Genomic DNA, 21,990 nt, shown 5'->3' with positions numbered 1-21,990 from the left:
CGTTACTCACAAGTAACATGTCGGTTGTCTGACATGAGGTTTATCGTGAGGCGCAGTCTCACCAACCCAACGGAGCGTACGCGTGACCATCCTGCCCATTGCCCTCGCCCTGGTGATCTCGGTCATCGGTGTCGCGCTGTTCGCGCGCGCCGTGGCCCGCATCGTCGGCGTCGTGAAGGTCGGCCAGCCCACGCTGGGCCGCTCCGACGATCCCGCCTCGCGGTGGAAGACGCTCCTGGTGGAGTCGTTCGGCCACACCCGCATGTTGAAGTGGTCGAAGGTCGGCATCGCCCACTGGTTCGTGTTCGTGGGCTTCATGTTCCTGTTCTTCACGCTGGTGACGGCGTTCGGCCAGCTGTTCTCGCCCCACTTCGCGCTGCCGATCATCGGCCACTTCTTCCTCTATGAATGGGTGACCGAGGCGCTCGCGTGGGTCATGTTGGCCTGCATCCTCTATCTGCTGGCGAACCGGCTGAACATCACGGGCAAGGCCGTCGAGGGGGCGCGCGGGCGGTTCTTCGGGTCGCGGTCGTGGCAGGCCTACTACGTCGAGTTCACGATCCTCGGCATCGGGCTGTGCATCATCGTGCTGCGCGCGCTGGAATACCAGCTGTCGGGTGACAAGTTCCACTTCCCGCTGTCATGGTTCCTGCTGCCGCAGATGTCGTCCCACGCGGCCGAGACGGCGGTCGTGTGGGTCGCGGCGCTCAAGATCATCGTGTCGATGGCGTGGTTCTGCGTGATCGGGTTGAACCCCACCATGGGCGTCGCCTGGCACCGCTTCACGGCGTGGCCGAACATCTGGTTCAAGCGCGAGGCGAGCGGGCGTACGGCGCTGGGTGCGATCCCGCCGGTGAACGTCGACGGCAGGGTGCCGAACCTCACCGACGAGGACGAGATGGACGAGGACGTGTTCGCGCGCCTCGGCGTCGGCAAGGTCGAGGACTTCACGTGGAAGGGCCTGCTGGACTTCACGTCCTGCACCGAGTGCGGCCGCTGCCAGTCGCAGTGCCCCGCCTGGAACACCGAGAAACCGCTGTCGCCGAAGCTGCTGATGATGGGGCTGCGCGAGCACGCGTACGCGAAGGCGCCCTATCTGCAGGCCGCCGAGAGCGCGCGCGGATCGCTGGCACCGGCGGTGTTGGCGGAGGCCGAGCGACCGCTGGTGGGCGCGACGGTGGGCGGTTCTGAGGGGTCGGAGAACGACGCGCGGGCCGCCGCGGCCGCCCAGGCCCACGGCAACCCGATCTCAATCGGGGCCGACGGGTCGGTCGCGGTCGTGGACGCCGACGTGCTGTGGTCGTGCACGTCGTGCGGCGCGTGCGTCCAGCAGTGCCCCGTCGACATCGAGCACGTCGACCACATCATGGACATGCGGCGCTTCCAGGTCATGGTCGAGGGCGAGTTCCCGTCGGAGCTGAACGGGCTCTACAAGGGGCTGGAGTCCAAGGGCAACCCGTGGAACATGAACCGCAAGGGCCGGCTCGACTGGGCCAAGGACCTGCCGTTCGAGGTGCCGGTCGTGGGCGAGTCGGTCGCCGACCTGACCGAGGTCGAATACCTGTTCTGGGTCGGGTGCGCGGGCGCGTACGAGGACCGGGCGAAGAAGACGACACAGGCGGTGGCGGAGCTGTTCACCGCCGCCGAGGTGAAGTTCGCGGTGCTGGGCAACGGCGAGACCTGCACCGGCGACCCGGCGCGCCGCTCGGGCAACGAGATGGTGTTCCAGCAGCTGGCGGCGGAGAACAAGGAGACGCTCACCGACGCGAAGGCGTCGAAGGTCGTTACGACGTGTGCGCACTGCCTGAACACGCTGAAGAACGAATATCCCCAGATCGGCGTCGAGCTCGAGGTCGTCCATCACACCCAGCTGCTGAACCGGCTGGTGCGCGACGGGCGGCTCACGCCCGTCGCGGCGCCGTCGGGCGAGGTCGCCGGCCGCACGATCACCTATCACGACCCCTGCTATCTGGGCCGCCACAACCAGGTCTATGACGCGCCGCGCGACCTGCTCGGGGCGATCCCCGGGGCGACGTACGCGGAGATGCCGCGCTCGAAGGAGACCTCGTTCTGCTGCGGCGCCGGCGGCGCGCGCATGTGGATGGAGGAGAAGATCGGTACGCGGATCAACGTGAACCGGACCTCCGAGGCGCTGACGGTGCTGGGCCAGGCGCCCAGCGCCGCGGTGGCGACGGGCTGCCCGTTCTGCCGCGTGATGATCTCCGACGGGCTGACGGCCGAGCAGGCCGAGGGTCGGGGGGAGAACGTCGAGGTGCTGGACGTGGCCCAGTTGCTGCTGGAAGGCGTACGCCGGGGGAAGCCGGCGGCGGTCGGGTCGGAACTGTCGGAGGAGACGGCGACTGTTTCGGAGACCGCCGACTCCACGCTGGCTGAGCGAGCGGACGACTCCACGCTGGCTGAGGGAGCGGACGACTCCACGCTGGCTGAGCGAGCGGAGCGAGTCGAAGCCACCGAGCCTGTCGAAGCCACGGAGCCCGTGCGTCCCGACCACGCCGAGGAGGCTGCCCAGGCCAAGAAGCAGGAGGCGGACGTCGACGGCGGTGTCGAGGACGCTCCGGCCGACGCGGTCGACGCGCCGGGCGAGGCGGCGCAGGCGAAGGACGAGCCGAAGGCTGCGGGGCTGACGGATGCGGAGGCTGCGGAGGCTGCGGAGGCCAGGCCGACGGGTGATTCGGGTGCGAAGGCTGCGGCCGGCGCTGCCGCGGGCGCTGGCGTCGCGGCGGGTGCGATCAGCCTGAAGGACCTGGCGGCGAAGGCGAAGAGTGGCGCTCCGGCAGAGTCGACGGTGGCCCCGGCCGAGCCGAAGGACGAGGACGAGGCGAGGACCGCGCCCGAGGCTGAGTCCGCGGCGAAGTCCGAGCCCGCTGATGAGAAGCCGGCGCCGAAGGCTGCGGGGGCGATCAGCCTCAAGGATCTCGCGGCGAAGGCAAAGGGCGGAGCGGCTGCGCCGAGCGAGCCGAAGCCTCAGGCCGAGTCTGCCGAGACCGGAACGAACGCAGCGGAATCAGTTCCCGCGGGAACCGACACCAACGACACCCCGGCCGAGGAGGACCGGGCCGTGACGGCGACCGACGAGGCCGAGCCTGCTGACGCGAAGCCGACGCCGGCTTCCCAGGCAACCGCACCGAAGGCCACCGGGGCCATCAGCCTCAAGGACCTCGCGGCGAAGGCAAAGGGGGGAGCCACTGCGCCGAGCGAGCCGAAGCCTCAGGCCGAGTCTGCCGAGACCGGATCAGACGCAGCGGAACCAGTTCCCGCGGGAACCGACACCGACGATGCCCCGGCCGACGAGGACCGGTCAGTGACGGCGACCGATCAGGTCAAGCCCTCTGACGCGAAGCCGACGCCGGCTCCCCACGCAACCGCACCGAAGACCGCGGGCGCCATCAGCCTCAAGGACCTTGCGGCAAAGGCGAAGGCAAAGGGTGGTACGACAGGGCCTGCCGAGACGGAGGCCCGGACCGTCGCTCCCGAAGCCGAGTCGGAATCTGCGGAACCAGTTCCCGCGGGAACCGACACCGACGACATCCCGGCCGAGCCGGACCGGGCCGTGGCGGCGACCGACGAAGCCGAGCCGTCTGAAGCGAAGCCCACGCCGGCTCCCGAGGCAACCGCTCCGAAGGCCCCCGTCGGAACCACGGTGGCGTCGGCCGAGACCAGCCTGACCTCGCTGGCGTCAACGGACGAGGCCGGGAGGGAAACGGCTGGGGAGGCGGACGAGCGTACGACCACGTCGGAGCCGGCGCCCTCGCGGCCTGCCACCGGCGGGGCGGCGATCAGCCTGACCGAGCTCGCCCGACTCGCGCGGGAACGCACTCAGAACGACTGACGCTCCCCTGCACCCCCTCACACTCAGCACGCCGCTCGCGGCGTGCTGAGTTCTTTTGCGCACGCTTGCGTTCACCCAATGTTCAAGGCTCACGGTGGATCCATGACTACTTCACATGACCTCCAGGCCGAAACCGAGATCCGGGAGCTGGTCGATCGGTTCCACCATTCGCTCGATGCGGGGAAGTTCGATGCCGCGTGGGCGGACGGGTTCCTCACCGACGACGTCAGCTTCATCATGCCGATCGGCACCGATCAGGGCCGCGACGCCGTGACCGAGCAGACGAAGCGGGGCGTACTCGCGTTCGCGCGCACCGTCCACTTCGGCACGAATCTGGTGATCGTCGTCGTCGTCGACGGCGAGCGAGCCTCGGTGCGCTGGAACGCCCTCTGCACGCACGTGCACCCAGGCGATGCCGAGGACCTGTTCGTGTCCGCGGGTGCGTACCACGGCTGGGCGGAGCGTACGCAGGATGGCGCCTGGCGCTTCGCCGAACTCGCGCTCGACGTCGCGTGGACCCGGGGCACTCCCCCGGCGTGAAGGACTAGGCGGTCGACTGACGGGGCAGTTCGCACAGGCGTGTGTCGGTGCCGAGGTCGTGGAGGGCGGACCGCAGATCGGCGATGCGCTGTTCGGCGCTGGCGATCAGGTCATCGCACACGACGGCCCACTCCTCGGCCCGCGGGTTGTTCGGGAGACCGGCCAACAGGTCGCGGATCTCGGCCACCGTCAGCCCGACCCGCTGGGCGCCTTTCGCCACCTTGATCCGACAAGCGGCGTCCTGGTCGAACCGCCGTTGGTTCGTGGTCGTCCTCACGGCGGTCACGACGCCGTGCCGGTCATAGAACCGCACGGCGGACGCGGCGACGCCCGCCTCACGCGCCACCTCGCTCACGGTGAGTGACGTCGTGGTCCGCTCGGACTGCGCAGTCGTGATCGCCATGGGCCCATCACAACACATCGCACGTACACCCTCAGGCACCTCCGAAAGGAAGAACCCATGAACCCTTCGACCCCTGCTCTCCGCGTTCTCGTCGTGATCGCCAGCATCCGCGAGGATCGCATCGGCCATCACCTCGCCGACTGGGTCAGCTCGCACCTGGGCGCGGACGCACGCTTCGCCGTCGACGTCATCGACCTGGCCGAGACCCGGCTGCCGGACGACCGCCTGCTCGAACCCGGCGGCGCCGATGTGGAGGTCGAGCCCAGTGATCGGGTCGACGCGGCGGACGCCTTCGTGTTCGTCACCCCCGAATACAACCGCAGCATCCCGGCGTCGCTGAAGCGGTTCCTCGACTGGCATTACGCCGAGTGGGCCCGCAAGGCCGCCATGATCGTTCCGTATGGCGCGGCCGGGGGCATCGTGGCCGCCGAGCACCTGCGTTCGATCATGGGTGAGCTCAGCGTCGTGTCGGTGCGGACGACACCGTCGGTGGCGGCACCGTGGGAGCACCTGGGGGAGGACGGGTGGGAGGCGCCCGAGGTGCGGGCCACTCAACTGGGGCGCGCCTCCAGCGAGCTCGCGTGGTGGGCGTCGGCGACGCGGGCGCAGCGTGAGGCGGACGAGCGGGCGGCGTGAGCCGCTGATGAGTGTGACTTTTCGCTCGTCAGTGTCGATCTCGACGCCTTATGAGCGTCTGAAATCGACGATCGTGAGCGAAAAGTCACGCCCACGCTCAGCCCCAGTTCTTCGCGTCGGTGATGCAGAACGGGTGGCCGGCCGGGTCGAGCAGAACGGTCCAGGTCTCCCCCGGCTGGTCGTCGGGACGCGTCGCACCCAGCTCCACGCACTTCGCGGCCGCAGCCTCGATGTCGTCGGCCGCGAGGTCGAGGTGGAACTGCTTGTGGCCGTCATCGGGCCAGGACGGCTTCTGGAAGTCGGGCGTCGTCCCGATGCCGAGGGCGTGGCTGGGCCCGGTCAACATCGCGTAGTCCTCGTCGGAATGGGCGATCGGCCAGCCCAGCACCGCCGACCAGAACTCCGCCAGCGGGGCGGCGGCGGGGGCGTCGAGGGTCACCATGGCAAGCGAGGCGACGGGAGTCTTCGTATCGGTCATGGGCCCATCCTGTCCCCCGCAAACCCCGACCCGCTTGCACATTCGCGACAGTCAGGCCGTGCGTACGCCCAGCTCCTGGAGGGCCGCGGTGAACACCGTTCCCGCGGTGGCGGCCGTCGCTCGTGCCGCGACGAACCCGTCGGGGCGGACGAGCAGCCACGTCCCCTCGGGGAGCCCGAGCCGGTCCGCCGCGTCGAAGCGGTACGCGTGGGCGATGACGCCGGGCAGCCCGTCGAGCGACGGGGCCTGCTGGGCGTACGCGTGCACCTGCCACGTCGCCGCCCGGAGCACCTCGTGGTTCGCACCAGTCCAGGGAAGGCGACGGCCGACGACGGGGTCGCGGCGACCGCCGCGCGCCCGCGCGGCCTCGGTGGCCCAGTAGTGGATGCGGAGCTGGCCGACGTAGGCCCCGAGCCGCGTCGCCACGGGCAGGCGCGCGACGACCTGGGTGACCAGGGGCGCTGCGATCGGGACCACGAGCCGACGCATCGTGACCGCCCGCGGGCTCGCGTCGACCACCGCCCCGAACAGCCGGTCCACCGTCGCCACGAGTTTCTGCGCGACGGGGCGGCGCTCGAGCTCATAGTGGTCGAGGTGGGACTCCTCAGCCTGCCCGGCGATGACCGCCGCAAGCTTGAACGCGAGGTTGTGGGCGTCCTGCAGGCCGGTGTTCATCCCCTGCCCGCCCACCGGCGAGTGAACGTGCGCGGCGTCTCCGGCGAGGAACACGCGGCCCTGCCGGAAGCGTCGGGCCACGCGATGGTGGAGGCGATAGTGGGCGAACCACGTCGCGCGGTCGAACTCGACCGCGAAGTCGCGGGCGAGGATGGCGCGGATGTCGGCCTCGGTCGGCTCCTCGCCGTCCCGGAGGATGCCGATGAGCCTGTGGTGACCCGGCGCGCCCATCGGGAATGCGAGGAGGAAGTGCTTCTCTCCCGCGCGCAGGTTCACGATGCCCTCGTCGACCCCGCGTACGCCGAGCGCGTCGGCGAGCCAGAACCGTTCGGCATTGGTGCGGCCCTCGAAGTCGATGCCGGCCGCCCTGCGGACGGCCGAGCTCGCGCCGTCGGCGCCGACACACCAGGCCGCGGTGACGGTACGCGGGCCGTCGGGACCCTTCAGCTCGGCCTCGACGTGGTCGCCGCGGTCGGCCAATGCCGTGAGACGATGGCCCCAGGCGACCGAGCTCCCGAGTTCGCGCAGGTGGTCGTGGAGGATCTCCTCGTTGGCCGACTGCTCGAGGACGTGCAGACCCGGGTGGGGCGTGAGGCCGCGGCTGAAGCGTGCCAGCTCGGCGATGCCGGGGGCGGGACGCGTGTGCCAGCCAGGGCGGATGCCCCGGGCCCAGGCCGCGCGGTCGCGTACGCGGTCGATGACGCCGAGCTGGTTATAGAGCTCCATCGACCGCGCCTGCACGACGAGCGCCCGCGACTCGCGCGTGGGGCCGGGGCCGTCGTCGAGGACGAGGTGGCGTACGCCCAGGCGGGCGAGCCAGTTGGCGAGCATGAGGCCGGTGGGGCCGGCGCCGACGATGAGGACATCGGTGTCGAGTGCCATGGGTCCAGTGAAACCGACGCGTACGCAGCCCCGGGACCCGGGGCCTCTGCCATTCTGAGCCCATGTCGACTCCCGGACGGACGGCGGCAACGCCCGCCCACATGCTGGGGCACGTGCTGCGGCCCGACGAGCTGCTGTCGCGCGCGACCTATGGCGACGCGGCTCCGGATGCGCGGCTGGCCCCGTGGGTGCAGCACTACTGGTCGGTGCAGTGGGAGTTCGGGCCCGGCGAGACGTTCCGCACGGCCACGCTCGACGACCCGTCGCTGAACCTGACGCTCGAGCGGGGCGACCTGTTGCGGGCCGGGCAGACGCGACCGGGGGTGTGGCTCACGGGTCCGGTGACGCACGGCCGGTTCGACGTCACGCTGTTCGGCACCGGCTCGGTGGTCGGCATCAAGTTCCAGATCGGCGGCGTACGCGGGTTCGTGGACGCCGACCTCGCGGGGCTGCGGGACCGGACGGTGACGGGTGAAGGCGTGCTGCCGGGGGTGGAGGTCGAGTGGGCCGGATTCCCTCACGGCGCGGACGAGGCGGCGCCGGCTCTGGACGCGTGGCTGCTGGGACGGCAACCGGTGCTGGGCCCGGCGTACGCGCGGTTCCGTGAGGTGCTGGCGATGCTGGATGACCCTGGGCTGACCGGGCTCGACGACCTGGCCGAGCGGGCGGGCTGCGACGTGCGGTCGCTGCAGCGGATGTTCCGGCGGTTCGCCGGCGTGGGCCCCAAGCGGATGCTGATGCGGGCGCGGGTGATCGACGCCGTCGCGGCGCTCGACCGGGGCTGGGACGGGTCGCTCGCCGACCTCGCGCACGAGCTCGGATGGTTCGACCAGGCCCACTTCACGCGAGACTTCCGGGCGATCACGGGCGAGACCCCGAGCGCGTACGGAGGTCGGGGTTCGGGGGTCGGCCGGGGCGTGAACTAGCGAGCTTCCAGCGACTGATCGAGCCCTATGGGGCTCGATGAGAAGCGATAAGGCTCGCTAATACGGGGTGGGAGTGAGCTGGGATGGGGTCAGCAGGTGGGGTCAGCGCGTACGCAGGCACCGGCCCGTCGCGCTCGCCTCCACCTCCGCGACCTCCGACGGTGCGCCCTGCGCCACGATCCGCCCGCCGCGGTCGCCCGCGCCCGGGCCGAGGTCGATCACGTGGTCGGCCCGGGCGATGACATGGAGGTCGTGCTCGACCACGACCACCGTCGAGCCCTGGTCGACGAGCCGCTGCAACTCGGCCATCAGCAGCTCCACGTCAGCCGGGTGGAGGCCCGTCGTCGGCTCGTCGAGCAGATAGACCGAGTGGCCGCGGGCGGAGCGCTGGAGTTCGGTGGCGAGCTTGATGCGCTGGGCCTCGCCGCCCGAGAGCTCGGTCGCACGCTGGCCGAGCGTGAGATAGCCGAGCCCGATCGCGTCGAGCGCCGCCAGGGCGCGGCTCGCCCGCGCGTCACGCGCGAACACCTCGCGCGCCTCCCGGACGCTCAGCGCGAGCACGTCCGCCACGGTCCGGCCCTGCCAGGTCACCTCGAGCGTCTCCGGCGCATAGCGCGTCCCTCGACACGTCGGGCACGTCGCGAAGCTGCCCGGCAGGAAGATCAGCTCGACCTCGATCTGGCCCGCGCCCGCACACTCGGGGCACCGCCCCTCGGCCACGTTGAACGAGAACCGCCCCACGCCCCACCCGCGGCGCTTCGCCTCGTCGGTCGCGGCGAAGAGCGCGCGTACGCGGTCGAACAGGCCCGTATAGGTCGCCAGGCACGACCGCGGCGTACGCCCGATCGGCTTCTGGGTGATGTGGACGAGCCGGTCGACGGCGTCGGCCCCCGACACCGCAGCGACCGAGATCGCGTCGTCGCTGCCCGACCCCGGCGCCACGGGGTCCGGCTCGACATCGGCGTCCGGCTCGTCGGCCACGGTCGTGCGGACGCGCTCGGCGAGCACCGACCCGAGCACGTGGGTCACCAGAGTCGACTTGCCGGAGCCCGAAACGCCGGTGACGGCGGTGAGCACGCCGAGGGGAAGGGTGAGCTCGACGCCGCGGAGCGTACGCGCGTCGATGCCGGTGACCACGAGCTCGCCCGACGGCGTCCGGGCCCGGTCCGGCGTACGCGGGGTCGGGGGTTCGCGCCGCAGCGCGCGTCCTGTGGCGGACCCGGCGACGTCACCGAGCCCGGCGACGGGACCGGAATAGAGCAGCCTGCCGCCGTCGACGCCGGCGCCCGGGCCCACGTCGACGACCCAGTCGGCCTGGGCGACCAGCGCCAGGTCGTGCTCGACGAGCAACACCGAGTTGCCGTCGGCGACGAACCGGCCGAACAGCTCGGTCAGCACGCCCTTCTCGCTGGGGTGGAGGCCGGCGGACGGCTCGTCGAGGACGTACGCGACGCCGAACAGGCCGGCCCGCAGCTGGGCCGCGAGGCGGAGGCGCTGCAGCTCGCCGCTGGACAGCGTGCGGGCCGGGCGGGCGAGCGCGAGGTGGCCGAGGCCGAGGCCGACGACGGTGCGCAGGACCGGCAGCATGCTCGGCAGGAGGATCTTCTCGGCCTCCTCCTCGGGGGTGCCCTCGGCCTCGGGCAACTCGTCGCCGCGGGCAGCGAGCCGGGCGAGGAGGTCCTCCAGTGCCAGCGCGCCGAGCTGGTGGATCGGCTCGCCGAGATAGGTGACGCGCAGCGCGTCGGGCTCGAGCCGGTGGCCGTGGCAGACGGGGCACGGCGCCACCTCGAGGTAGGCCAGCGCGCGCCGCCGCGACGACTCGGCCTTCGCGTCGCTGATCGAGCGCCGCAGATAGCGCGCGACCGAGCTCCACTCCCCCTTGTAGGGCCGCTGCACCCGCCCCGGCTCGCGCTCGGCGTGGACCGTGACGACGGGCTGCTCGTCGGTGAACAGGATCCACTCGCGGGTCTCGGCCGGCAGGTCGCGCCAGGGGGCGTGGATGTCGACGCCGAGGGTACGCAGGATGTCGCGGTAGTTCTTGCCCAGCCACGCGCCCGGCCACGCCGCGATGGCGCCGTCGGCGATGGACAGGCCCGGGTCGGGGACGATGGAGCGCTCGGTGGGCTCCATGAGGACGCCGGCGCCGTGGCACCGCGGGCAGCGCCCCTCGGGTGTGTTGGGGCTGAAGTGGTCGGAGGTGAGCCGGCCGCCGTGCAGGGCTGAGCCTCTCGTGAGGACATCGGGTGGGTGGTCGCCGGCGCGGGAGAAGAGCAGGCGTACGGCATTGGACAGGTTGGTGACCGTGCCGACCGTGGAGCGGGAGCCGCCGGCCGACGTGCGCTGCTCGAGGGCGACGGTGGGCGGGACTCCGGTGACGGCGTCGACGCGCGGGTCGACCGCACTGCCGATGAGGCGGCGGGCGAAGGGCGCGACCGACTCGAGGTAGCGGCGCTGCGACTCGCCGTGGATCGTGCCGAACGCGAGCGACGACTTGCCGGAGCCGGAGATGCCGGTGAACGCGACGAGGCGGTCGCGCGGGAGGTCGACGTCGAGGTGGCGGAGGTTGTGGAGGCGGGCGCCGCGGACGTGGATCTGCTGGTCACTCGGGGAGGCACGCTGGCTGAGCGAGCGCTCCTCGTCTCGCTGGCGCTCGCTCGGAGAACGTGAGGTCACTTGACGTCCCCGTCCACATAGAACCAGCGGCCCGCGCGCTGCTCGAACCGCGACCGCTCGTGGAGCACGTTGCGCTTCCCGCGCAGCACGAACCGAGCCACGAACTCCACCTCGCCACCGGTCGCGTCGATGATGTCGAGCCCGACCCAGTCGACGCCGTCGAGCGTGACGTCGGTGGGACGAGTACGCGGGTGCCAGGTGCGGAACACGTAGTCCTCGTCGCCGGTCACATACGCGGTGTAGCGCGAGCGCATCAGCTCCTCCGGCGTCGCGGCCTGGCGTACGCCGGCGAGCAACGGGCCGCAGTGGTCGTCGAGGGTCGCCGCGGATCCACAGGGGCAGTTCGTCACGGCGTCGAGCCTAGCCAGCCGGGCGTACGCGCGTCGGCTAGGCGACCCGGAAGTCAATCAGGTGCTCGAGGCCGGCGAAATCGTCCGGATTGCGCGTGTAGAGCGTCGCACCGTGGGCATGGGCCGTGGCAGCGATGAGCAGGTCCATGGCGCGACGGCGCGGCTGACGGCCGGACGCGACCACGGCGGCGGCGAGACGGCCATGACTGGCCGCCACTTCGTCGTCGAGGGGAAGCGCATCGAAACGACGTTGAAGAATGCTCAGCCTCCTCAGTCGTTCGGCGCGCACGTCAGGCGACTTCGCGACGAGAACCCCGAAGTGGAGCTCTGCGAGGGTGACAGCGCTGATGGCCAACACCCCCGGCAGCGGGGCGACGCCCTCGGCGATCACCACACTTGTGTCAAGGATTCCCCGCTCGTCGGACTCGAGCGCCTCGGTCACCGAGCCGCCCAGGGGTCATCGATGGAGTGGTCGATCAGTTCACGATCTGTCTCCCACTCCGGGTCGATCGGACCGTCGAACAGGTCGGCCACCTCGGCCCAGCCTCGCCAGCGAAGGGGCTGGACGGGAACGATCCGGGCACTGGGCCTGCCGGAAACCGTGACGAGGATCTCTTCACCGCCCTCGACCCGGCGCACGAGGTCGGAGGCGTCCTGCCTCAGTTCCCTCAATCCCACAGTGGCCATGCTCTTAGGGTAGCACGTGTGCTACAAGGCCGGCGTACGCGGGGCTTGGGCGTACGCGGGCGGGCGTGGGCGTGGGCGTACGCGGGGTGTCAGCGCGCCCGCGCCACCCGCGCCTCGTCCCCGATCGGGGTGTCGCTGGCGACGACGTCGCCCGTCGCCGTGAACACCAGGAAGCGGTCGAGGCTCCGGGCGAACCAGCGGTCGTGGGTGACGGCCATGACGGTGCCCTCGAACGCGTCGAGGCCCTGTTCGAGCGCCTCGGCCGACGCGATGTCGAGGTTGTCGGTGGGCTCGTCGAGCAGCAGGAGGGTCGCGCCGCCGAGCTCGAGCAGGAGGATCTGCAACCGCGCCTGCTGGCCGCCCGACAGGGTCTCGTAGCGCTGCTCCGCGGCCCCGGCCAGCTCATAGCGGTCGAGTCGACGGCTGGCGAGGTCGCGGGGCGTGCCCTCGCGGTGCTCGTCGCCGCGGTGGAGGATCTCGAGCAGCGTACGCCCGGTGAGCCCGGCCTGCTGGTTGGTCTGGGCGAACCAGCCGGGGCGTACGCGGGAGCCGATCCGGGCGACGCCGGTGTGGGCGACGGCCGGGATCTGCTCGTGGCCGACCGCGACGTTGCCGGCGTCGGGCAGCGAGCCGCCGCGGGCCAGCAGGCGCAGGAAGTGGGACTTGCCGGAGCCGTTCGAGCCGAGCACGCCGACGCGGTCGCCGAACCAGATCTCGGTCGAGAAGGGCTTCATCAGCCCGGTCAGCTCGAGGTCCTCGCAGACGATGGCGCGCTTGGCGGTCCGGCCGCCGTCGAGGCGCATGCGTACGCTCTGGCGCAGCGGGACCGCCTGGGGCGGGCCGGCGGTCTCGAACCGCGCGAGTCGGGTCTGGGCCGCGTGGTAGCGGCTGGCCATGCCGTCGTTGAAGGTGGCCTTGGTCTTGAGCGTCTGCACGAGCGTCTTGAGCTTGGCGTGCTCCTCGTCCCAGCGGCGGCGCAGTTCCTCGAGGCGCGCGAAGCGTTCGGCGCGCGCGGCGTGGAAGGTGGCGAACCCGCCGCCGTGGACCCACAGCGTGTTGCCGGCCGCACCGAGCTCGAGGGCGGCGACGGCCGTGGCGGCGTTGGCGAGGAGCTCGCGATCGTGGCTGACGAGCAGGACGGTCTTCTGGGTGGTGCGGAGCTGCTCCTCGAGCCACTGCTTGCCGGGGACGTCGAGGTAGTTGTCGGGCTCGTCGAGGAGCAACACCTCGTCGGGGCCGCGCAGCAGGAGCTCGAGCGCGAGGCGCTTCTGCTCGCCGCCGGAAAGGGTGGAGACGGCGCGCCAGCGGACGCGGTCATAGCCGGCTCCGAGGGCGGCGGTGCAGCAGGCGTCGAAGATCACCTCGGCGTCATAGCCGCCGGCGTCGGCGTACTCGCCCAGGGCGGTCGCGTACGCGAGCTGGGTCGCCTCGGCGTCGTCGTCCATGAGCTTCAGCTCGAGGTCGTCGACGGCGGCCGCGGCCTGGCGTACGCGGGCGGGCGAGAGGCGGAGCAGGAGGTCGCGGACGGTCGACTCGTCGCGGATCTGGCCGATGAACTGGCGCATCACGCCGAGGCCGCCGGACCGGGAGATGCTGCCGTCGTCGGGAGAGAGCTCGCCCTCGATGATGCGCAGGAGGGTGGTCTTGCCGGCGCCGTTGGGGCCGACGAGCGCGACGACGGCGCCGTCGCCGACGCGGAACGAGATATCGGAGAGCAGGGGTCGGCCGTCGGGGAGGCTGAAGTCGACGCCGTTCAGCTCCACATGTCCCATGGGGGTGACCCTAGTGGGGTGGGCTGGAGGGGACCCAGTGGTTTTTGTCGGGGCGGTGGGTCGAAGAGGGTTGGATCAGGCGAGCGCGCGGGTCGGCGGGGATGCGAGACCGTGAAAAGTGCACACCTGCGCCCAACACGCCGAACCGGGCGTACGCCGGCCTGCGGAAAGTGCACACCCGTGCCCAACACGCCGAACCCGGCGTACGCGGGGCCGCGGAAAGCGCCGAGGCGATGTCGCGTGTGCGCGAGTTGGGTGGTCACCCCGGCGTGTCGACCCAACTTGTGGGGCGGTGTGCACAAGTTGGGCCAGGGGGCGGGGTGGGTCATGGGGCGGCGGGTCATGGGGTGGGCGGGTCAGGGGCCGCGTGGGCCAAGCGACCTTACGCCAGCGAGGCGATCCACGCCCGGTGCAGCGCTGCATACCTGCCCTCGGCGTGACCCGTCAGTTCGCCCGGCGGGCCGTCCTCGACCACCTCGCCGTGTTCCAGCACGAGCACGCGGTCGGCGATCTCGACCGTCGACAGGCGGTGGGCGATGATCAGCGCGGTGCGGTCGGCGAGGATCGTGCGCAGGGCCCGCTGGACCAGGCGCTCCGACGGGATGTCGAGCGAGGAGGTCGCCTCATCGAGGATCACCACCGCCGGGTCGGCCAGGACCACGCGCGCGAACGCGACCAGCTGGCGCTGGCCCGCCGACAGGCGGCCGCCGCGCTTGCCGACGTCGGTGTCATAGCCCGAGCCGAGCCGCTCGATGAATCCGTCGGCGCCGACCGCGCGGGCCGCCGCCTCGATCTCGTCGCGCGCGGCCTCGGGCCGGCCGATCGCGATGTTGTCGGCGACCGAGCCGTCGAACATGAAGTTCTCCTGCGTGAGCATCACCACGGCGCGGCGCAGGTCGGTGTCGGCGAGGTCGCGCAGGTCGACACCGTCGAGCGTGATGCGCCCGGCCCGCGGGTCATGGAACCTCGCGACCAGTTTGGCGATCGTCGTCTTGCCGGCGCCCGTCGTGCCGACCAGCGCGACCGTCTCGCCGGCGGGCAGCACCAGGTCGAGCCCGGGCAGCACCGAGCGGCCCTCGACATAGCCGAACTCGACCTGCTCGAACGCCACCCGCCCGGCCGCGCGCAGGAGCGGGGTGGGCGCGGCCGGGTCGGCGATCTCGGGCTCCTCCTCGAGCACACCCGACAGCTTCTCCAGCGCCGAGATGGCCGACTGGAACAGGTTGTAGAACTGGGAGATCTCGACCATCGGCTCGAAGAACATGCGCAGATAGAGCAGGAAGGCCGCGAGCACGCCGATGGTCATCGACCCGTCGGCGACCATCAGGCCGCCGACCAGCAGCACGACCGCGATCGCGACGTTGCCGATGAGGCGCACGCCCGGCATGAACACCGCCATGAGGCGGAACGCGTCGATGTTGGCGTCCTTCAGCCGGTCGGCCACGGTGGTGAAGATCTGCTGGTTGCGCGGCTCACGACGGTACGCCTGCACCGCCCGGATGCCGGTCATGGTCTCGACGAACTGGACGATCGTGAGCGCCGAGATCTCGCGTACGCGGCGATAGCGCAGCGTCGACTGGACCGAGAACCACCGGAGCAGCAGCAGGAGCGGCGGGATCGACAGCAGGCAGATCGCGCCCAGGCGCAGGTCGAGCCACAGCAGCAGGAGCGAGACGCCGACCAGGGTGAACGCCGCGCGCACGAGGGTGTCGATGCCCTCGGCCAGCAGCTCGGCGATCGCGTCGACGTCGTTCGTCAGGCGTGAGATCACCCGGCCCGAGGTGTATCGATCATGGAACGCCACGTCGAGCCCCTGGACGTGGCGGAACAGGCGGCGCCGCAGCTCGATGAGGACCTCCTGGCCGATGCGCCCCGAGACGCGGAGGAAGAACATCTTCGAAGCACCCTGCACCACGACCGCGCCGAGCATCAGCGCGATGGTCTGCACCAGCGGCCCGGCCGAGCCGCCGGCCATCAGGGGCGGCACGCCGAGGTCGATGCCGCGGCGCACGAGTGCAGGCCCCGCGAGCCGCGCGAGGTTCTCGAGGACGACGGCGATGACGATGATGACCGCGATCTTCCGATAGGGCCGAAGCAGGCTCGCGAGGAGCCGTCGGCTGCGCTGCTTGAGGAACACCGCGCCCCGGTCGGAGACCTCGTCGGAGGTCTCGGACTTCACGCCGCGCCACGCCTCGAGGTCGTCGAGCTCACGGCGCTCGGCCTCGGCGCGGGCATCGGCGGCACGGGCATCGGCGGCGCGGGCATTCTGGGGGGCGGAGACCTTCGTCGGCTCAGTCATGGAGAACCTCCCGCTCGGCGTCGAAGTCGGCCGACAGCAACTCTCGATAGCGCGGCTCGGTCGCCAACAGCTCGGCATGGGTGCCGATCGCGCCGATGGTGCCGTCGACGAGCATCACGACCCGGTCGGCGAGCATCACGGTCGACGCGCGGTGGGCGACGACGATGGCCGTCGCCTCCTTCAACACGCGCCCGAGCGCCTCCTCGACCAGCGCCTCGGTGTGGATGTCGAGCGCCGACAGCGTGTCGTCGAGCACGAGCACGCTGGGCCGCACGAGCACCGCCCGCGCCAGCGCGAGCCGCTGGCGCTGGCCGCCGGACAGGCTCATGCCCTGCTCACCGATGCGGGTGTCGAGGCCCCACGGCAGGTCGTGGACGAAGTGGGCCTGGGCCACGTCGATCGCCTGGGCGATCTCGGCGTCGGTCGCGTCGGGACGCCCGAGCGTGAGGTTCTCGCGCGCCGACATCGAGAACAGCGTCGGGTCCTCGAAAGCGGTCGCGACCTGACGTCGCAGGTCGGCGAGGTCGAGGTCGCGCAGGTCGTGACCGTCCAGTGTGATGCGCCCCGCCGTCACGTCGACCAGGCGCGGGACGAGGGCGGTGAACGTCGATTTGCCGGACCCGGTGCCGCCCACGAGCGCGATCGTCTCGCCCGCCCGCGTGCGCAGGGTGATGTCGTGGAGCACGTCGGCGTCGCCGTCGGGGAAGCGGAACGCGACCCCCTCGAACGCGAGTTCGCCGCGGGCGGTGGGCAGGCGTACGGGCCCCGGCTCGATGTCGTTGGGGGCGTCGAGGACCTCGCAGATGCGGTCGGCGGCCGTCATCGACTCCTGGGCCATCGCGAGCAGGAAGCCCAGCACGGTCACGGGGAAGACCAGCGACATGAGCAGCGTCATGAACGCCACCAGAGTGCCGATCGTCAGCCGGCCCTGGCTCGCGGCAACCGCGCCCATCGCCAGCACCACGACGGCCACCAGCGACGGGATCACGTCGAGGAGGGTGAAGAAGCGCGAGTTCAGGCGTACGCGGGCGAGCTGGGTGTCGAACAGCGTGGACGCCTGGCGGTCGAACTTCGCGTACGCCCAGTCGCGCCGCCCGAACGCCCGGATGACGCGCAGGCCGTGGACGGACTCCTGGACGCGCGAGGCGACGTCGCCGGTCTGGTCCTGCACCTGGCGCGACAGCTTCGTGTATTGGCGTTCCATCAGCGCGCAGAGGACCACCACGGGGACCACGGCGATCAGGACGACGACGCCGAGCGGGGCGTACAGGTTGAGCAGCAGGCCGATCGTCAAAGCGATCTGCAGCAGGCTCACGGCGAGCATCAGCAGGCCGAAGCTGAGGAAGCGTCGCACGGTGGACAGGTCGTTCATCATGCGCGACAGGAGCTGGCCCGACTGCCACTGGCCGTGGAAGGCCATGGGCAGGCGTTGGAGCTGGGCATAGAGGTCGAGGCGGATGGAGGTCTCGGTCTTCAGCGTCATGGCGCTCGAGATCCAACGGCGCACGAACACCGCCGCGGCGGCCGCGACGCCGATCGCCAGCGCGAGCAGGCCCCAGCGCCACACGCCCGCGGTGTCACCGGCGGTGATCGGCCCGTCGATCGCGCGGCGGGTGATCAGCGGGATGGCGATCGTCGCGAGGATGTTGGCGACGTCGAGCGCGGCCATGGTCCAGAACACCGCGGCGTAGGGGCGCAGGTAGGCCCACAGCCGCAGCAGGTTGGTGCTCGACCGGGCGCGCCGAGGCTTCGGCGAGACCAGGGGCGGGCGGTTCAGGGCGTCGACGGACACGACTGCCTTTCGCAGAGTGCCTCACGGGTGAGGCGTCGGGGTGGCACTTGCCACGCTAGCGAGGGCCACTGACAAAGAGCGAGCCGTTTTCCCTGTCGAGGATCCAGAGCGACAAATTCCTTCGTCGAGTCAGCACCGTAGGACCTCAAGGGGGATTGAGGTCAACGCTCCTCGACTCGCTGGCGCTCGCTCGGAGAACGTGGGTGGCGTACGCCCCCTCAGCGCACCTGTGTCCGGTGGAAGTTCAGGTAGGACCGGCTCGGCGTCGGGCCGCGCTGCCCCTGATAGCGCGAGCCATATTTGTCCGAGCCGTACGGGTGTTCCGCCGCCGACGTGAGCTGGAAGAAGCACAGCTGGCCGATCTTCATGCCGGGCCACAGCTTGATCGGCAGCGTCGCCATGTTCGACAGCTCCAGCGTCACGTGGCCCGAGAAGCCCGGGTCGATGAAGCCCGCGGTCGAGTGGGTCAACAGGCCCAGCCGACCGAGCGACGACTTGCCCTCGAGCCGCGCAGCGATGTCGTGGGGCAGGCTGACGACCTCGAACGTCGAGCCCAGCACGAACTCGCCCGGGTGGAGGATGAACGGGTCGTCGCCGTCGGGCTCGACCTCGCGGGTGAGCTCGGGCTGCTCCTCGGCCGGGTCGATGTGGGGGTAGCGGTGGTTCTCGAACACCCGGAAGAACCGGTCGAGCCGCACGTCCACCGACGACGGCTGCACCATCGCGGGGTCGTGGGGTTCGAGGCGGATGTCGCCAGAACCCAGGCGTGCGTTGATCTCACGGTCCGACAGCAGCATGCCCGCAGCCTAGACCGCTCCGCGGCGCACGATGAGCCGGTGGTCGCCGAACGTGACCATCTGGCCCTCCTCGACGCGCAGCAGCCCGCCGGGCTCGCACTCGACGAGGCGCCCGTCGTGGGCGATCACGCCCGACCCGTTGGTGGAGCCACGGTCGGAGATGAAGGGGCCGCCCTCGTCGGCGGCGACCAGCAGGTGGGTCTTCGAGATCGTGCGCGTGGTGTCGGCGACCTCGATCAGGCCGAGGCGCTCCTCGCCCGGGCCGGCAACGGGTCCGCGGCCCAGCAGGATGCCGGCGCCCAACGGGATCGAGCGCCCGTCCTCGAGCAGCACCTGCCACGGCGTCATCGGCGTACGCGGCCGCAGGACGGTGCCCTCGCCGGTCGGCTGGTCGCCGGCGGCAGGCTGGCGCAGCACGGTGCCCTCGTCGGCCGGGCGCTGGTCGGGCGAGTTCCCCGACGGCACCGCCGCGATCGGCGGCGGGAGCGTCGCCTCCGCGAACGGAGGCGGCATCGTCAGCTCGGCCTCAGGTCGCTGGGCCGGGCCGCCGATGGCCCGGGGTCGGTCGGCGTCGACGCGCGACGAGCCCTGCGGCGCGTACGGCCCCGGCTCCTGCGGCGCGTATGCCTCCTCGCGCGGCGCGACCTGCGGCGGCTGCCAGCCGCCGGCCCTGTGGTCGTCGCCCGTGCCCCAGTCGAGCTCGCCCAGCGGGGCACGATCGGGCGGCGGGTCCTGGTTCCAGCTCGGCACGCCCTGGGGGGCGGACGGGGGCTGCCAGGCGGAGAGGCCGCCCGGGGCGCCCGGGCCCGCGTACGCCTGGCCATGCCCCTGACCCCCATACGTCTGACCCCCATACGACTGGGCGCCCAGCCCCGGCGTGTCGACCGGCCGGAAGCTCGCGCCGCCCTGCAGGTGGGCGGGCAGGGCGACGGCGGCGGCGCGGGGGGTCGGGTGGGGGTCGCCGGTCGCCTCGGCGACCTCGGTACGCCGTGCCGCGCGCTGCACCACCACCGCGCCGCCCGCACGGTCGTGCCACCCGCGGCGGGCCGGGTCGAGGACGAGCCACGTGAGCATCAACAGGAGCCCGACCACCGTGGAGGCAAGCAGGTGATAGACCATCTGGCGCGCGAAGAACCGGCCCCAGCCGACGGGCAGGCCGTCGCGGACGTCGACGACCTCGAGGTCGAGCAGGCGCATGCCGGGGGTCGCGCCGCGCTGGGCGCCCGACCACCAGACGAACAGGCTCCAGCCGAGCAGGACGATCGCGGCGAGCACCGACACGACGATGAAGTGGCCGACCGTGATGGGTCCGCGTGAGACCAGCGCCCACCAGCCGGTCACCACGAGCGACGGCAGCGTGCCGTCGACGAGCACGGCGAGCACGCGCATGGCCAGCGAGCCCGGCCGGTGGCCCGGGGGGAGCTGGACGGGGGCGTAGGTGCTCATCGACGGAAAGGCTAGCGGTTCGGCGGCCCGCCACGGCCCCCGCGGACGGCACCGTCACGCGCGACCCGGGCGCGCGTACGCACCCCCGCGAGCGCGCCCCGCCAGCGACCACGCCGCGCGACCTCGCGGCGCCACGCCGCCGGCGAGCGTAGCGACTTCAGCGACATGGCGCCGCGGAACCGCCGCCAGGGGCTGACCGAGCGACTCATGCCGCGCAGGACGTCGCGTACGCCGGCCCAGTATTCGTCGGCCTGCCGCACCGAGGGCTGGCCCGTGCCGAACGTGGTCGCGTCGGCGCGGAAGGCCAGCTGGTGGGGGTCGGAGCCGCCGTCGGCGCTGCGGGCGAAGGCGGCGCTGACGGCGCGGGCGGTCTCGATGCGGGTGCCGGACGGCGCCAGCGGGATGCCGAGGTCGCGGGCCCGGTCGACGACCTCCGCCCAACCGCCCGACACCCGGTCGGACGTCTGGGGCGCGGCGGAGCGTACGCGGCGGCGCCGCACCTTCGCGCCGACCACGACCACGATCGGGAGCAGCACGACAGCCAACGGCCCGCCGACCGCCAGGACCCAATAGCCGTAGCGCGCCCACAGCGTGCGCTTCCTCGGATCGCTGTTCTGGCCGGGCTGCTCGGGCTCGGCCTGGTCGGGCGGCAGGCGGTCGGGCCGGTCGGGCGGCGGGGGCGGGTTGTCGACCTGGGGGTTGGCGGGGCCGGCGGGCACGTTGGGGCGCGACGGCGGCGTACGCCGGTGGTCGGGCGCGGCGTCGTAGGCGACCCAGCCGGCGTCGGCATACTTGACCTCCACCCAGGCGGTCACGTCGCGGCCGTGGAGCTCGACGGGTCCGGCGGACGGTGGCGCTGGCGCGAACCCGTAGACCACGCGGGCCGGCAGCCCGACCTCGCGGGCCATCAGGGCGAACGCGACCGCGTACTGCTCCTCGTCGCCGACCATCTCGTCGGCGGTGAACAGGCGGTTGATGCGGAACAGGCTGTGGCCGGGCAGCGACGCGTACGTCTCGCCGTGGGAGTAGTAGCCCTTGCGCAGCTCGGCGCGGATGCGCAGCGCGGTGTCGCCGTCGCCCTGCGACCCCTCGGCGGCCTTCGCCGCACGCGTCTTCAGCGCCTCCGGCAGCGCGGGCAGCGGCGGCAGGATCGCGGTGGCGGACTCGGCGCGGGTGAGCGATTCGACCGGCACGGCCGGCGGCACCGCGGCCTCCAGCGCGAACGCGTCGCCGGGGCGCAGGCCGGCCGCGGTCACGGCGGTGCCGGTGTCGCGGTTGAGATAGAGGTGTTCCTTGAGCTCGAGCCGGCGGTCGCTGGTGAACCGCACGGCGCGTGGGTCGCCGATCGTCGGCACCCAGACCCCCGCGTACGCGCCCACGCGCACGGTGACGCTCGCCCGCTCCCCCCCTTGACCCCGATGAGCCGGCGTCCCGGCCGGCACCTGCTCGCCGATGCGGCGGAAGGCGCCGCCGTGGCCCGGCGTCCGGCCAGGGGTCTCGGCCTCGTTCGACGCGTTGTAGGTCGTGCCGTCGTAGGCGTCGAGCGTCGCCAGCCGCACGCGCGCGCCGGCCGGCAGCCCCTCGGCGGTCAACAGCACGGCGTCGCGCCGGTCGACGACCTGCGCCCGCATCTCCTGCAGCGGGCTCGGCCACTGGCGCACGTCGATCGGCGGCTCGACGAGGTCGCGGAGCACCACGCGGCGGTCGTCGACGCCGCGCAGCGCTGGCAGGAGCGCGGCGGCGGCGCCCGCGGCGAGCGCGAGGACGGCGGCGCCCGCGGCGGT

17 protein-coding genes are annotated in these 21,990 nt (G+C 72.0%); 4 read left to right on the top strand and 13 right to left on the bottom strand.

The genetic code is table 11. The features are described 5' to 3' along the window. Positions 1-82: 82 nt before the first annotated feature. Both ACYVAG_RS09730 and ACYVAG_RS09725 read left to right on the top strand, forming a co-directional pair. Positions 83-3,850 (top strand): (Fe-S)-binding protein, encoded by a 3,768-nt coding sequence (locus ACYVAG_RS09730; protein ID WP_460769231.1) that lies wholly within the window; start codon positions 83-85, stop codon positions 3,848-3,850. A gap of 102 nt (positions 3,851-3,952) precedes the next feature. Beyond that, on the top strand, positions 3,953-4,390 hold the full coding sequence (locus ACYVAG_RS09725; RefSeq protein WP_460769229.1) for a nuclear transport factor 2 family protein: 438 nt from the start codon (positions 3,953-3,955) through the stop codon (positions 4,388-4,390). A 4-nt stretch (positions 4,391-4,394) separates the two neighbouring features. Here the strand turns inward: ACYVAG_RS09725 and ACYVAG_RS09720 are convergent, their stop codons facing one another. Further along, entirely contained in the window at positions 4,395-4,793 is a 399-nt protein-coding gene (locus ACYVAG_RS09720; RefSeq protein ID WP_460769227.1) for a MerR family transcriptional regulator, read from the bottom strand. A gap of 57 nt (positions 4,794-4,850) precedes the next feature. On the opposite strand from ACYVAG_RS09720, the gene ACYVAG_RS09715 reads away from it, so the two are divergent. After that, positions 4,851-5,429 carry an NADPH-dependent FMN reductase gene (locus ACYVAG_RS09715; RefSeq protein ID WP_460769226.1) on the top strand — a complete coding sequence of 193 codons (579 nt, stop codon included), beginning with the start codon at positions 4,851-4,853 and terminating at the stop codon, positions 5,427-5,429. Between the two features lie 97 nt (positions 5,430-5,526). Here the strand turns inward: ACYVAG_RS09715 and ACYVAG_RS09710 are convergent, their stop codons facing one another. After that, on the bottom strand, positions 5,527-5,907 hold the full coding sequence (locus ACYVAG_RS09710) for a VOC family protein (protein WP_460769224.1): 381 nt from the start codon (positions 5,905-5,907) through the stop codon (positions 5,527-5,529). Between the two features lie 51 nt (positions 5,908-5,958). After that, complete coding sequence (locus ACYVAG_RS09705) at positions 5,959-7,464, bottom strand: FAD-dependent monooxygenase (RefSeq protein ID WP_460769222.1); 1,506 nt, start codon at positions 7,462-7,464, stop codon at positions 5,959-5,961. A 62-nt stretch (positions 7,465-7,526) separates the two neighbouring features. Between ACYVAG_RS09705 and ACYVAG_RS09700 the strand changes: the two genes are divergently transcribed. Further along, complete coding sequence (locus tag ACYVAG_RS09700; protein ID WP_460769220.1) at positions 7,527-8,390, top strand: helix-turn-helix transcriptional regulator; 864 nt, start codon at positions 7,527-7,529, stop codon at positions 8,388-8,390. 102 nt (positions 8,391-8,492) lie between these two features. Here ACYVAG_RS09700 and ACYVAG_RS09695 read toward each other — a convergent pair whose 3' ends face one another. The 10 genes from ACYVAG_RS09695 to ACYVAG_RS09650 all read right to left on the bottom strand — a co-directional run. Beyond that, on the bottom strand, positions 8,493-11,063 hold the full coding sequence (locus ACYVAG_RS09695) for an ATP-binding cassette domain-containing protein (protein WP_460769218.1): 2,571 nt from the start codon (positions 11,061-11,063) through the stop codon (positions 8,493-8,495). Next, on the bottom strand, positions 11,060-11,413 hold the full coding sequence (locus tag ACYVAG_RS09690) for a YchJ family protein (protein WP_460769216.1): 354 nt from the start codon (positions 11,411-11,413) through the stop codon (positions 11,060-11,062). Before ACYVAG_RS09690 ends, ACYVAG_RS09695 begins: the two co-directional genes overlap by 4 nt. Positions 11,414-11,450: 37 nt before the next feature. Next, positions 11,451-11,855, bottom strand: a complete 405-nt coding sequence (locus tag ACYVAG_RS09685) for a PIN domain-containing protein (protein ID WP_460769214.1) — start codon at positions 11,853-11,855, stop codon at positions 11,451-11,453. Next, positions 11,852-12,100, bottom strand: coding sequence for a type II toxin-antitoxin system Phd/YefM family antitoxin (locus ACYVAG_RS09680; protein WP_460769212.1), 249 nt, complete (start codon positions 12,098-12,100; stop codon positions 11,852-11,854). Before ACYVAG_RS09680 ends, ACYVAG_RS09685 begins: the two co-directional genes overlap by 4 nt. Positions 12,101-12,189: 89 nt before the next feature. Next, a complete protein-coding gene (locus tag ACYVAG_RS09675) occupies positions 12,190-13,872 on the bottom strand; it encodes an ABC-F family ATP-binding cassette domain-containing protein (protein WP_460769210.1) in 1,683 nt (560 codons plus the stop codon). 382 nt (positions 13,873-14,254) lie between these two features. Then, on the bottom strand, positions 14,255-16,171 hold the full coding sequence (locus ACYVAG_RS09670) for an ABC transporter ATP-binding protein (RefSeq protein WP_460769208.1): 1,917 nt from the start codon (positions 16,169-16,171) through the stop codon (positions 14,255-14,257). Continuing rightward, positions 16,164-17,963 (bottom strand): ABC transporter ATP-binding protein, encoded by a 1,800-nt coding sequence (locus ACYVAG_RS09665; RefSeq protein WP_460769206.1) that lies wholly within the window; start codon positions 17,961-17,963, stop codon positions 16,164-16,166. Before ACYVAG_RS09665 ends, ACYVAG_RS09670 begins: the two co-directional genes overlap by 8 nt. A gap of 218 nt (positions 17,964-18,181) precedes the next feature. After that, positions 18,182-18,760, bottom strand: coding sequence for a dCTP deaminase (gene dcd, locus ACYVAG_RS09660; RefSeq protein WP_460769204.1), 579 nt, complete (start codon positions 18,758-18,760; stop codon positions 18,182-18,184). Between the two features lie 9 nt (positions 18,761-18,769). Beyond that, positions 18,770-20,206 carry an RDD family protein gene (locus tag ACYVAG_RS09655; RefSeq protein ID WP_460769202.1) on the bottom strand — a complete coding sequence of 479 codons (1,437 nt, stop codon included), beginning with the start codon at positions 20,204-20,206 and terminating at the stop codon, positions 18,770-18,772. Positions 20,207-20,217: 11 nt separating this feature from the next. Continuing rightward, a partial coding sequence (locus tag ACYVAG_RS09650) for a transglutaminase-like domain-containing protein (RefSeq protein ID WP_460769200.1) occupies positions 20,218-21,990 on the bottom strand: 1,773 nt, incomplete at its 5' end.

The organism is Mariniluteicoccus flavus, from assembly GCF_054776655.1.
This window is presented reverse-complemented; position numbering and strand designations above follow the sequence as displayed.

Excerpts from the sequence above, each read along its gene's own strand:
- ACYVAG_RS09725 (WP_460769229.1), top strand. The coding sequence starts at position 3,953 with ATGACTACTTCACATGACCTCCAGGCCGAAACCGAGATCCGGGAGCTG.
- ACYVAG_RS09720 (WP_460769227.1), bottom strand. The coding sequence starts at position 4,793 with ATGGCGATCACGACTGCGCAGTCCGAGCGGACCACGACGTCACTCACC.
- ACYVAG_RS09715 (WP_460769226.1), top strand. The coding sequence starts at position 4,851 with ATGAACCCTTCGACCCCTGCTCTCCGCGTTCTCGTCGTGATCGCCAGC.
- ACYVAG_RS09710 (WP_460769224.1), bottom strand. The coding sequence starts at position 5,907 with ATGACCGATACGAAGACTCCCGTCGCCTCGCTTGCCATGGTGACCCTC.
- ACYVAG_RS09705 (WP_460769222.1), bottom strand. The coding sequence starts at position 7,464 with ATGGCACTCGACACCGATGTCCTCATCGTCGGCGCCGGCCCCACCGGC.
- ACYVAG_RS09700 (WP_460769220.1), top strand. The coding sequence starts at position 7,527 with ATGTCGACTCCCGGACGGACGGCGGCAACGCCCGCCCACATGCTGGGG.
- ACYVAG_RS09680 (WP_460769212.1), bottom strand. The coding sequence starts at position 12,100 with ATGGCCACTGTGGGATTGAGGGAACTGAGGCAGGACGCCTCCGACCTC.
- ACYVAG_RS09675 (WP_460769210.1), bottom strand. The coding sequence starts at position 13,872 with ATGGGACATGTGGAGCTGAACGGCGTCGACTTCAGCCTCCCCGACGGC.
- ACYVAG_RS09670 (WP_460769208.1), bottom strand. The coding sequence starts at position 16,171 with ATGACTGAGCCGACGAAGGTCTCCGCCCCCCAGAATGCCCGCGCCGCC.
- dcd (WP_460769204.1), bottom strand. The coding sequence starts at position 18,760 with ATGCTGCTGTCGGACCGTGAGATCAACGCACGCCTGGGTTCTGGCGAC.
- ACYVAG_RS09655 (WP_460769202.1), bottom strand. The coding sequence starts at position 20,206 with ATGAGCACCTACGCCCCCGTCCAGCTCCCCCCGGGCCACCGGCCGGGC.